A 12,271-nucleotide genomic window follows, 5' to 3' on the forward strand; every position below is an offset into this window, starting at 1 on the left:
CGCTCTGCGGGGGGGCGCGGGGCGCGCCGCCGCCCCCCCCCAATGACGGCGACCCGCCGAACCGGATCGTGCCCTCGGAAAACGCACGCGAGCACCGAGTGACAGGAACCCGCCGAACCGGATCGTGCCCTCGAAAAACGCACGCGAGCACCGAGTGACGGCGACCCGTCGAACCGGAACGGGCCGTCAGGAGGCGCGGGCGAGCACCGAGTGCCGGCGCCCGTACCCGAGGTACACCGCCGCGCCGACCAGCATCCAGACGCCGAACGCGAGCCAGGTGATCCAGCCGAGCGTCACCATCAGCAGCACGCAGAAGGCGCAGCCGAGCACCGGCACGACCGGGTAGAGCGGCACACGGAAGGTCCGGTCGAGCTCGGGCCGGTTGCGGCGCAGCCAGATCACCGAGACGTTGACGAGGGCGAAGGCGAACAGTGTGCCGATGCTCGTGGCGTCGGCGAGGGCGCCGAGGGGCACCAGCGCCGCCGCGAGGGCGACCGCGCCGCCGACGATCAGCGTGCCGGCGACGGGCGTCTGCGTGCGGGGCGAGATGCGACCGAGCACCCTCGGCACGAGTCCGTCGCGCGACATCGACACGAAGATGCGGGTCTGGCCGTAGAGCACGGTGAGGACGACGCTCGCGATGGCCAGCACGGCGGCGACGGCGAACACGAACGCGACCCACGGCTGACCGGTGATCTCGGCCACGATCGCGACGAGCGACGCCTCGCCGTCGGTGAAGGTCTCCCACGGGCGGGCGCCGATGGCGGCCACCGCGACGAGGATGTACAGCACGGTGATGATCACGATCGAGGCGATGATCGCCCGCGGGAGGTCCCTCTTCGGGTCGCGCGCCTCCTCGCCGGCCGTCGACGCCGCGTCGAAGCCGATGTACGAGAAGAACAACCGCGACGCCGCGGCCGAGACGCCTGCGGCGCCCATCGGGGCGAGGGGTTCGAAGTTGCCCGCGCTGAAGGCCCTGAAGGCGACCGCCACGAAGAACACCAGCAGCCCGATCTTGACGACAACGAGCACGGTGTTGACCCAGGCCCCCTCGCGGGCGCCCGGCACGAGCACGAGCATCGCGACGATGACGAGCAGGGCCGCGGGCAGGTTGACGACCCCGCCGGCGCCCGGGGGCTCGGCGATCGCGTCGGGGAGTGCGAGGCCGAACACGCCGAGGGCCTCGTTCACGTACTGACCGGCGCCGACCGCCACCGCGGCGACCGACACGGCGTACTCGAGCACGAGGCACCAGCCGCAGACCCAGGCGAGGCCCTCGCCGAGCGTCGCGTAGGCGTAGCTGTAGCTCGACCCCGAGACGGGCACGCTGCCGGCCATCTCGGCGTACGACAGCGCCGACAGCAGGGCCGCGACGCCCGCGAGCACGAAGGCGATCCAGACGGCGGGCCCGGCGAGGGGCACGGCCGTGCCGAGCACGACGAGGATCCCGGTGCCGAGCGTCGCCCCGATGCTGATCGCGGTCAGGTGCCACACGCCGAGCGACCTCCGGAGACGCGGACGACCTGCGGAGTCCGTGGCCGCCGCGGCGCTCGCGTCGCTCTCGGCGGCGAACGCCTCGAGGGGCTTGCGCTGCCGCAGCTGGGCGGCGAGCGAGAGGCGGGCGGATGGCGAGGCGGTGTCTCTGGGCACCGCGAGAGGCTACCAGGCACCCGCAGCGCCCTCGGCGTCGCATCACGCCCTCCGCGCCCTCCGAGGGGGAATGTCAGTCGTCGATGTGCAGACCGAGCTCGCGGACCCTCGTCATCGCCTCGCGACGGGACGACGCCTGGAGCTTCCGGTAGATGCTCCGCACATGGCTCTTGACGGTGTTGACCGAGATGAACAGCTGACTGCCGATCTGGCCGAGCGTCTGCCCGGTGGCCAGGTGGCGCACGATCACGAGCTCGCGGTCGCTGAGGGGCTCGTCGAGGCGAGGTGTCGCGTCGACCGACGAGCCGAGGAGGCGCTCCAGGCTCGCCCGGATCGGCTGCGACTGCTCGCGGTGCGAGGCCCGCTCGAGCAGGTGCCGCAGCACGTCGTCCCCGAGGGTCGAGAACATCCACACCGACTCGTTGCGCCCGGCGGCCAGGAGCGACCGGTCGAACGCGATGTCGGCCCGGGCCGTCTCGCCGAGGGCCAGGTGCGCGGCGGCGACGATCGCGTGGACGTGCGGCATCGTGCGGTCGCTGTGGAGGTCGCCGAGCACCAGGCAGGGCTCGAGGGCGTCGAGCGCGGCCTCCGGTTCGCCGGCCGCGAGGTGCACGAGCGCGAGCACGCGGGCCGGGCACTGGATGTGTCTCGGGGTCGGGACGAGCGGGGCCGCGAGACGCCGCGCCTCCTGCGGCTGACCGAGGCAGCGCATCGTCTCGGACCGCAGCGACGCGATGGCGGCCGGCAGCGTCGACGTGCCGGTGAAGGCGTCGACCAGCCGGGTGATCCGGGCCAGCAGGTCCAGCACCTCGATGTAGCGGCGCTCGACGAGGCAGGCGTGGGCCTCGGCGAACCAGCCGTGCGCCTCCCAGTCGCTGCCGCGGGTGGCGAGCCGGACGGACTCGACGGGGGCGGCGACGCCGGGCTCGCCGCGTTCGAGCGCGAGCTGCAGCCGGGTGATCTGCGCGAGCGCGGCGAAGACGCTCGACATCAGCTCTGTGCCCTCGGCCAGCGCCTCGGCCGCCTCGAGGTGCTCGTCGGCGAGGCGGAAGTCGCCCAGCAGCATCGCGACGTACGCCAGGGCCGAGAGGCACTCGACGCGTTCGGCGAGGCTCAGGTGCTCGACGGCGAGGCCGCCGGCGAGGCCGAGGGCGAACTGGGCCTGGTCGTACTCGCCGTAGTGGACGCGGATCAGTCCGAGCTGCAGCGAGAACGAGGCGCTGAGCGAGATGCGCGTGCTGATGGACTCGGTCGTGTCGTTCTCGATCAGGGTGCGAGCCACCTCGAGGTGCTCGTGGGCGACGACGAGGTTGCCGAGCGACCGCAGCGCGGCGGCGAGATGGATGTGGTAGCCGGCCCGCACCTCCAGCGACATCGTCGGATCGGCGTCGATGGCCTTGGCGACCCCTCGGAACCAGGGCAGCGCGGCGCTGCGCGAGCGCGAGCCGACGGAGCGGTGGCTGGCGGCGAGGGCCAGCAGGATGCGCGGGCGGCCCCGCCACTCGTCTTCGGGCGTCGAACGGATGGCTTCGCGCAGTCGGGCCCCCTGCAGGGGCGCGATGCTCGTCCAGGCGCGTTCGATCGCGTCGAGGGCAGCCCGGTGGTCGGCGGGCTGCATCTCGGCGCTCGGGTAGTCGGCGGCCGTATCGTCAGGCGTGTTCACGGGTCCTAACCTCTGCCGTATCGGGGTTCCTCGGTCGGGTACGAGGACTACGGCGTCGGGATGGTGGTCGTCCATCCGTCGCGCTCATACTAAGGTGACATCTCCGCTCCATCGATCAATTGGTCGTAAGCGCCCTGAAATGGGGGCCGAACGTGTACCCCGATGGTCTTCGGCGTACCGTTGGCGGATGAGCAGGATGGACTCCGTCGCCTCGGGCGGCGGGATGCGCGGCGGCGGGACGCGCCCCGGTCGCGTCTCGAGCGGCGACGCCCGGGCGCAGAAGGCGGCCAACGCCGAGGCCCCCCGGGTGCCGCATCTGCTGCGACGCATCCGCGGGCTGTTCGGGCCGCACAAGCGGGCTCTGGTCGTCACCGTCGTGCTCGTGTTCATCGGGGCCGCGATCAGCGTGCTGCCGCCCCTGCTCACGAAGCAGGCCTTCGACCGCGGGCTGTTCCCGAGCGGTGGCCCGGACGTGCCGGTGCTGCTCGAGCTCGTCGGGGCGATGATCGGACTCTGGGTGCTGTCGGCGGGCATCGGCGTCTGGCAGACCTTCCTGACCGCGACGGTCGGCAACAAGGTGATGGGGGCGCTGCGGATCCGGCTGTTCGGTCACCTGCAGAACATGGAGCTGGCGTTCTTCACCCGCACCAAGACCGGTGTCATCCAGTCGCGGCTGCAGAACGACGTCGGCGGAGTCGCGAACGTCCTCAGCAACACGATCTCGAGCGTGCTCGGCAACACCGTCACCGTCATCGCGGCCTTCGTCTCGATGCTCGTGCTCAGCTGGCAGATGACCGTCGTGACGGTGATCCTGCTCCCTCTGCTGGTGGTCGCCCAGCGCCGGGTCGGCCAGGTGCGGGCGCGCATCGCCACGGAGACGCAGGAGTCGCTGAGCGACATGACCGCCATCACGCAGGAGGCGCTCAGCGTCAGCGGGATCCTGCTGGCGAAGAGCTTCAACCAGCAGAGGGCCGAGATCGAGCGCTACTCGGCCGAGAACCGGACCCAGATCGGTCTGCAGGTGCGCCAGCAGATGAGCGGGCAGTGGTTCTTCGCGGTCGTGCAGATCTTCCTGTCGGTGATCCCCGCGGTCATCTACCTCGTGGCGGCCTGGCTGATCCTCCGCGACGTGCCGGTGACGGCGGGCACGATCGTCGCCTTCACGACGGTGCAGGCGCGGTTGACGTTCCCCCTCATGGGGCTGCTGCGGGTCGCCCTCGACCTGCAGACGTCCGGCGCGCTCTTCGCGCGCATCTTCGAGTACCTCGACCTGCACCCGGCGATCGACGACAACCCCTCGGCGCGCACCGTCGACGAGTCGCGTCTCGGCCGGGTCGAGTTCGACGACGTGTCGTTCTCGTACCCCGACGCCGAGCCCGGCCAGCGGACCCTCGACGGGGTCTCGTTCGACATCGCGCCGGGTCAGTTCGCCGCGTTCGTCGGACCGAGCGGGGCCGGCAAGACGACGGTGTCGTATCTGATCCCGCGGTTCTACGAGGTCTCCGGAGGCGCGGTGCGGTTCGCCGGGACGGACGTCCGCGAGCTGCGCCAGGAGTCCCTCGTCGAGCACATCGGCATCGTCAGCCAGGAGACGTACCTCTTCCACGCGACCATCGCCGACAACCTCCGGTACGCCCGGCCCGACGCCACCGACGAGCAGATCGTCGACGCGGCCCGGCGGGCGAACATCCACGACACCGTGGCGTCGTTCCCCGAGGGCTACGACACGGTCGTCGGCGAGCGCGGCTATCGGCTGTCGGGCGGCGAGAAGCAGCGCATCGCAATCGCCCGGGTGCTCTTGAAGGACCCTGCGGTGCTCGTGCTCGACGAGGCCACCAGCGCGCTCGACACGGTCTCGGAGCGCGTCGTGCAGGAGGCGCTCGACACCGCCGCCCGCGGCCGCACCACGATCGCCATCGCGCATCGGCTCTCGACCGTGCGGGCCGCCGACGTGATCTTCGTCGTCGACGCCGGGCGCGTGGTCGAGCGGGGCACGCACGACGAACTGGTCGCCCTGGGCGGCGTGTACGCGGAGCTCTACGGGCAGCAGGTCACGACCGGCTGAGCTCTGCGGCGGCCCCGTCGCGGAGCGCCCCTCGGCTGGGCGCCGGCCTACTCGCGTTCGGCGAGCATGTCCTCCATCGCGTCGATCTCGCTCTCCTGGCTCTGCACCATGCCGGTGGCGAAGACCCGCACCTGACGGTTCTCGCTGCGGGCGAGCACGGCGTCGGCCATCTCGACCCCGCCGCGGTGGTGGGCGATCATCAGGGTCAGGAACATGCGCTCGGCCTCGACGCCGCTGGCCGCCTCGAGCGCGGCGAGCTGCTCGTCGGTGGCGAGCCCCGGCATCGGACCGCCGGGTTCGTGGGTGGCGACCGGCGTGGCCGAGCCGCCCGCGCCTCCGGACGGGGTGTGCTCGTGGTCGCCGTACGAACCGTCGAGGGTCGGCCGCGACATCCAGGTCATGGTCGGTTCGGAGGGGGCCTGCGGCACCCCCCAGAGCTCGAGCCAGGCGAACATCTGCCCGGCCTGCTGCGACTGCGTCAGCGCCATGTCGTAGGCCATCGACCGCGTCGCCGGGTCGTCGGTGCGGTCGCGGACGATCATGGCCATCCGCACGGCCTGCTCGTGGTGCACCTGCATGTCGCGCGAGAAGCCCGCTTCGACGCTCTCGGTGCCGGGCGTGACCGGGTTCGGCGAGCTGAGCCGACCGACGGCGATGCCGATCAGCAGCACGAGGGCGATGCTGAGGGCCGCGGCGACCACGAACCGGATGCGGCGACCCCGGGAGGCGCGGGTCGGGTCGACGACACCCGCCCCGGTACCGCCACGGTCGGCGTCGGTCACGCGATCTTGCCTGCTCCGTCGACACCGCCGGTGCAGGGGGCGCCGGGCTCGGGGGCGTCGCCGGACTTCCAGTACTTGGTGACGAAGTCGGAGACGGCCTCCTCGTCGTCGGTCACGTTGGCGAACGGCAGCTGCGCGCCCCACGCGGAGACGTACATGGGGGAGTCGAGGCCCTCGTAGGGCGAGACGACGGCGTAGGTGCTGGGGGCGAAGTCGCGGAGCTCCTCGATCTCGGCCTCGCTCACCTGAGCGGGGTCGTAGGTGAACCAGACGGCGCCGTGCTCGAGGTCGTGGACGGCGTTCTCGTTGGGCACCGGCTCGGTGTAGACGCCGCAGTTCAGCCAGATCTGGTTGTGGTCGCCGCCCGCCGGAGGGGTCTGGGCGTAGTCGACCGGGCCGGTGACGTGGTTCGCGGTGAGGTCGGAGAAGGTCTGGGCCCCCTCGACGACGATGTCGCGCGGGTTCTCGCGCGGCTGCCCGCTGGTGACGACGAAGGCGACGACGATGCCGATCACGGCCAGACCGGCGACGGAGCCGGTCACGATGCCGATCAGGCGGTTGCGCTTCGCCCTCTCCTGCTGCTTCTTGAGCGCGGCGACCTTCTCCTGACGCCGCGCGTCGCGCTGCTGCTTGACCGAGGGCTTGTCGTTGTTGCCGTTGGCCATGTGAGGTCCTGTCGTGAGAAGGGGCCGATGTGACATCGGAGTAGCCGACCCATTCTCGGTCACACGACGCTGAAAGGAAGGTCACAGCGTGCAGTGTCTGCACCGTCCGGGCGTCCGACACCCGTCGCCGGAGACCCCGCGGGTCTCGCCCCGTAACAGTCGCAGGGCGCCTCGATAGACTCGACGTCTGGTCGCCACCGGCGCGACCCGAGCCCGTCACCTCGAATCCGCACCCCACGACGGAGGCGGAGAACCGGAGCCTTCGTGAAGTACGCCGAGACCGTCCTCGACCTGGTGGGCGACACCCCGCTCGTCAAGCTCAACAAGGTGACCGAGGGCATCACGGCGACCGTGCTGGTCAAGGTCGAGTACCTGAACCCCGGCGGCTCGTCGAAGGACCGCATCGCCACCCGCATCATCGACGCCGCCGAGCGCGAGGGTCTGCTGAAGCCCGGCGGCACCATCGTCGAGCCCACGAGCGGCAACACGGGCGTCGGGCTCGCCCTCGTCGCGCAGCAGCGGGGCTACCGCTGCGTCTTCGTGCTGCCCGACAAGGTCGGCGACGACAAGCGGAACGTGCTGAAGGCCTACGGCGCCGAGATCGTCGTCACCCCGACCGCCGTCGAGCCCACCAGCCCCGAGTCGTACTACAGCGTCTCCGACCGCCTCGCCCGGGAGATCCCCGGGGCCTTCAAGCCGAACCAGTACGCCAACCCGAACGGCCCGCTCAGCCACTACGAGACGACCGGGCCCGAGATCTGGCGCGACACCGACGGGCGCATCACGCACTTCGTCGCCGGCGTCGGCACCGGCGGCACCATCAGCGGCACCGGTCGCTACCTCAAGGAGATCTCAGGAGGCGCGGTGCAGATCGTCGGGGCCGATCCCGAGGGCAGCGTCTACAGCGGCGGCACCGGGCGGCCCTACCTGCTCGAGGGCGTCGGCGAGGACTTCTGGCCGAGCGCCTACGACCCGAGCGTCGTCGACCGCATCATCGCCGCCTCCGACGCCCGGTCGTTCGAGCTGACCCGGCGCCTCGCCCGCGAGGAGGGGCTGCTCGTCGGCGGTTCGTCCGGGTTGGCCGTGGCCGCCGCCCTCGACGTCGCCCGCGAGCTCGGACCGGACGACGTCGTCGTCGTGCTGCTGCCCGACAGCGGCCGCGGCTACCTGGGCAAGATCTTCAACGACGCGTGGATGCGCTCGTACGGCTTCTCGGACAGCACCGACGAGCGCACGGTGCGCGACCTGCTCGCGTCGAAGACCGGTTCGCTGCCCGAGCTGGTCCACGCCCACCCGAGCGACACCGTCCACGACGTGATCGGCATCATGACCACCTACGGCGTCTCGCAGATGCCGGTGCTCTCGGCCGAGCCCCCCGTCGTGATCGGCGAGGTGGTGGGCGCCATCGAGGAGAAGTCCCTGCTCGAGGCGCTCTTCGCCGGGGGAGCGACGATGGGCGACGCCCTCGCGCCGTTCGTCGGCGAGCCCCTGCCGCTGATCGGCATCAACGAGTCGGTCACCGCCGCGCGCACCGCCCTCGAGTCGACCGACGCGCTGCTCGTCACCGACGACGGCAAGCCGGTGGGCGTCATCACCCGCCACGACGTGCTCGCCTTCGTCTCCGCCTGATCCAGGCACCTCCGCATCGCAGTCCCCTTCGAAAGGACACCCGCATGACCCACGGCTTCTCCACCCGCGCCATCCACAGCGGTCAGGACTTCGACCCCACCACCGGTGCCGTCGTCCCGCCCATCTACCAGTCGTCGACGTTCGTGCAAGACGGCATCGGCGGGTTCCGGGGCGGGTACGAGTACGCCCGGTCGGCCAACCCGACCCGCGACTCGCTGCAGACCCTGCTCGCCGACCTCGAGGGCGGCAGCCACGCGTTCAGCTTCGCCTCGGGTCTCGCGGCTGAAGACGCGCTGCTGCGGTCGGTCCTGCGCCCCGGTTCGCGCATCGTCATGGGCAACGACGTCTACGGCGGCACCCACCGCCTGGTGAACCGGCTGCACGTGCCGTGGGGTGTCGTGCTCGAGACCGTCGAGATGACCGACCTCGACGCCGTGCGCGCCGCGGTGCGCCCCGGCGAGACCGCCGTGCTCTGGGTCGAGACCCCCAGCAACCCGCTGATGAAGATCAGCGACGTCACGGCGCTCGCCGAGATCGGCCACGCGGCGGGCGCCCTCGTCGTCGTCGACAACACCTTCGCGTCGCCCTACCTGCAGCAGCCCCTGTCGCTCGGGGCCGACGCCGTCGTGCACTCGACGACGAAGTACATCGGCGGTCACTCCGACGTCGTCGGGGGAGCGGTCGTCGTCGACGACGAGGCGCTCGCCGACAAGATCGGTTTCCTGCAGTTCGGCGCGGGCGCGGTGTCGGCTCCGATGGAGGCCTGGCTGACCGTCCGCGGCATCAAGACCCTCGGAGTCCGCGTCGACCGTCACTCGTCGAACGCCGCGACCATCGCGGACGCGCTCGAGGGGCACGCCGCCGTCGACCGCGTCTACTACCCGGGTCTCGCCTCGCACCCCGGGCACGACATCGCGGCACGCCAGATGAGGGCCTTCGGCGGCATGATCTCCGTCTCGCTGGCCGCCGGGCCGTCCGTCGCACGTCGCTTCGCCGAGTCGACCGAGCTCTTCCAGCTGGCGGAGTCCCTCGGCGGCGTCGAGTCGCTGATCGGCTACCCGACCGAGATGACGCACGCGTCGGTGCGCGGCACCGAGCTCGAGGTCCCCGAGACCGTCGTCCGTCTCTCGGTCGGCATCGAGGACGTCGACGACCTGCTCGCCGACGTGCTGCAGGCGCTCGACCGGGCCACGTCCGACTAGTCGACCTGCGCCTCCTCGACGCGGAGGGGCGGAGAGCGAGGGAGGCGCGGCCTAGGGTGGGGGGATGTCCGACGGCGCACTGAGCACCCGCCCCGAGGGGGTCCTCAGCCGGAGGTATCTCCTGGCGACGCTCGGCATGTGCGCGCTGATCGGCATCGCCGCGTTCGAGTCGCTCGCCGTCACGACGATCATGCCGATCGTCAGCGCCGACCTCGACGGCGAGAGCCTGTACTCGCTCAGCTTCGCGGCACCGCTCGCGACCGGTCTGGTCGGCATGGTGGTCGCCGGCAACTGGGCCGACCGGAGCGGCCCCCGGGTCGTGGTCATCGCGTCGATGCTGCTCTTCGCGGTCGGTCTGCTCGTCGTGGGCGCGGCCCCCGACATGACGGTCTTCCTGTTCGGGCGACTCGTGCAGGGGCTCGGGTCGGGCGCGGTGATCGTCGGCCTCTACGTCATGGTCGCGCGGCTCTACCCGCCGGCTCTGCATCCGTCGATCTTCGCGGGGTTCGCCGCCGCCTGGGTCGTCCCGGCGCTCGTGGGCCCGCTGATCGCCGGTCTCGTCGCCGAGAGCCTCAGCTGGCACTGGGTCTTCGTCGGGGCGGTCGTGCTGGCCGTGCCCGCCTTCGTGATGATCCTGCCGAGCCTCCGACGGGTCCCGCCGCCCGACCGCGCCGACGGCGGGGGCGCCGTGCCCTGGAGTCCGCGACGGATCCTCTGGGCGGTGGGCGCCGCACTCGGGGTCCTGGCGCTGAACCTCGTCGACGAGTTCGAGCCGGCCGTCGCGGTGGCCGTGGTCGTCGCCGCCGTGGTCGCCCTCGCGATCGCCCTGCGTCCGCTGCTGCCGCCCGGCACCCTGCGTGCTCGCGCCGGTCTCCCGACCCTGGTGCTCCTCCGCGGTCTCGTCGGGGCGGCGTTCCTCGCCAGCGAGGTCTACATCCCCTACCTCCTCCAGGATCGCTACGGCTTCAGCTCGTCCGCGTCGGGCACCGCTCTGACGGCGGGGGCGCTCGGCTGGGCCCTCGCGAGCTGGAGTCAGGGGCGCCTCGGCGAGCGGGTCCCGCAGCGGACGGGCATCCGCATCGGCATCGTGCTCGTGCTCGGCGGACTCGTGGTCGCCACGCTCACCCCGCTCCTCGGTCTCGCGCCGGGTGCGCTCATCGCCACCTGGACCCTCGCCGGGTTCGGCATGGGCTTCATGTACCCGCGGTTCTCGGTGCTGACGCTGGCGCTGTCGACCGGGTCCGACCGGGGCTTCAACAGCTCCGCCCTGACGATCTCCGACTCGGCGGGCTCGGCCGTGGCGCTCGCCGTGGCCGGCGGCGCTTTCGGCCTGCTCGGCGGGGCGTCGAGCCCGTACGCGTTCGCCGCCTGCTTCGCGATCGGCTCGACCGTGGCGCTGCTGGCGCTGGTGCTCAGCGGGCGCGCGGTGCCTCGACGGACGTGAACCGCGCCTCCTGCCGTCGTCGTCCCGTGGTCGAGACGCGGCCCGCAGAACTGCATAATGGTCTGCAGACAGCGATGTGTACGGTCACACCGCTCGTGACAGAGCGACGGAGCCACGGTGAAGCCTGACATCGACAAGGTGCGTGCTCCCAACATCCGCGACGTCGCCGCTCTGGCCGGCGTCTCGTATCAGACCGTCTCCCGAGTCCTCAACGACAGTCCGAGCATCCGGCCGGCGACACGGCAGCGCGTCCTCGACGTGATCGAGCAGGTCGGCTACCGCCCTAACCAGGCGGCCCGGGCCCTCGTGACCAGCCGTTCGCGCGCGATCGGCGTGCTCACGCTGCAGAACGTCCACTTCGGCCCGCAGACGATGGTCAACGCGATCGAGGCGGAGGCGAGGGCGGCCGGCTACCGGCTGAGCATCGCCAGCACGACGCGAGCCGACGACGACGTCCGCGCGAGCCTCGACCTGCTGACCAGTCAGGCGGTCGAGGCGATCATCGTCATCGCGCCGCAGCGCAAGTTCTTCGACGTCATCGACGAGCTCGACCTCGACGTGCCGATCGTCGCCCTCGACTCGACGCAGCGCAATCGGGCGCACAGCCTGTCGGTCGACCAGTTCGCCGGCGCCCGCCTGGCCACCCGGCACCTCATCGACCTCGGTCACCGCCACATCGTCCACGTCGCCGGCCCGCAGGACTGGATCGAGGCGGACGAGCGCATGCAGGGGTTCCTGTTCGAGATGGGCGAGGCGGAGCTCTCGATCGAGCCGCCCATCCTCGGCGACCTGACGGCGGACTTCGGCTACCTCGCCGGCAAGGAGCTGCTGCGGCGCCGCGACTTCACGGCGGTGTTCGCGGCGAACGACCTGATGGCCGTCGGGCTGCTGCACGCCTTCCGCGAGGCGGACGTGGACGTCCCGCGCGAGGTCAGCGTCGTCGGCTTCGACGACGCGCCCACGGCGGCGCACCTGTGGCCCCCGCTCACGACCGTCCGGCAGGACTTCGACCTGATCGGGCGTCGCGCGGTCGAACTCGTCATCGGCGAGCTCGAGGGGCACGAGGTGATCGACCGCACCCTGCTGGCCGCCGAGCTGATCGTCAGGGCCTCGACCGATCGACCGTGGTTCCTGTGACGCGAGGGGCGCGGAGAGCGTCGTGGCGCCTCCT

At 71.6% G+C, this 12,271-nt stretch carries 9 protein-coding genes; 5 read left to right on the top strand and 4 right to left on the bottom strand.

Going from position 1 to position 12,271, the window contains the following annotated elements:
• Positions 1–186 precede the first annotated feature (186 nt).
• Positions 187–1,650, bottom strand: coding sequence for an APC family permease (locus SOM11_RS09255; RefSeq protein WP_320477847.1), 1,464 nt, complete (start codon positions 1,648–1,650; stop codon positions 187–189).
• Positions 1,651–1,723: 73 nt separating this feature from the next.
• On the bottom strand, positions 1,724–3,313 hold the full coding sequence (locus tag SOM11_RS09260) for a LuxR C-terminal-related transcriptional regulator (protein ID WP_320477848.1): 1,590 nt from the start codon (positions 3,311–3,313) through the stop codon (positions 1,724–1,726).
• A gap of 196 nt (positions 3,314–3,509) precedes the next feature.
• Between SOM11_RS09260 and SOM11_RS09265 the strand changes: the two genes are divergently transcribed.
• Positions 3,510–5,378, top strand: a complete 1,869-nt coding sequence (locus SOM11_RS09265; protein ID WP_320477861.1) for an ABC transporter ATP-binding protein — start codon at positions 3,510–3,512, stop codon at positions 5,376–5,378.
• A gap of 47 nt (positions 5,379–5,425) precedes the next feature.
• Here the strand turns inward: SOM11_RS09265 and SOM11_RS09270 are convergent, their stop codons facing one another.
• Together SOM11_RS09270 and SOM11_RS09275 are read right to left on the bottom strand one after the other, a co-directional pair.
• On the bottom strand, positions 5,426–6,160 hold the full coding sequence (locus SOM11_RS09270) for a DUF305 domain-containing protein (protein ID WP_192058744.1): 735 nt from the start codon (positions 6,158–6,160) through the stop codon (positions 5,426–5,428).
• Positions 6,157–6,825 (bottom strand): DUF3105 domain-containing protein, encoded by a 669-nt coding sequence (locus SOM11_RS09275; protein ID WP_192058741.1) that lies wholly within the window; start codon positions 6,823–6,825, stop codon positions 6,157–6,159. The genes SOM11_RS09270 and SOM11_RS09275 overlap by 4 nt, the downstream gene beginning before the upstream one ends.
• Positions 6,826–7,089: 264 nt before the next feature.
• Between SOM11_RS09275 and SOM11_RS09280 the strand changes: the two genes are divergently transcribed.
• From SOM11_RS09280 to SOM11_RS09295, 4 genes are all read left to right on the top strand, one after another.
• A complete protein-coding gene (locus tag SOM11_RS09280) occupies positions 7,090–8,454 on the top strand; it encodes a cystathionine beta-synthase (RefSeq protein ID WP_320477849.1) in 1,365 nt (454 codons plus the stop codon).
• 44 nt (positions 8,455–8,498) lie between these two features.
• The gene (locus tag SOM11_RS09285; RefSeq protein WP_192058737.1) at positions 8,499–9,656 is read left to right on the top strand and encodes a cystathionine gamma-synthase; all 1,158 of its coding nucleotides are present in this window, start codon (positions 8,499–8,501) and stop codon (positions 9,654–9,656) included.
• A 64-nt stretch (positions 9,657–9,720) separates the two neighbouring features.
• Positions 9,721–11,100 carry an MFS transporter gene (locus SOM11_RS09290; RefSeq protein WP_320477850.1) on the top strand — a complete coding sequence of 460 codons (1,380 nt, stop codon included), beginning with the start codon at positions 9,721–9,723 and terminating at the stop codon, positions 11,098–11,100.
• Positions 11,101–11,217: 117 nt separating this feature from the next.
• Positions 11,218–12,237: a LacI family DNA-binding transcriptional regulator gene (locus tag SOM11_RS09295; RefSeq protein WP_192058732.1), complete on the top strand. Its 1,020-nt coding sequence runs from the start codon at positions 11,218–11,220 to the stop codon at positions 12,235–12,237.
• Positions 12,238–12,271: the final 34 nt, after the last annotated feature.

The organism is Frigoribacterium sp. CFBP9029, assembly GCF_034045305.1.
Lineage (GTDB): Bacteria > Actinomycetota > Actinomycetes > Actinomycetales > Microbacteriaceae > Frigoribacterium.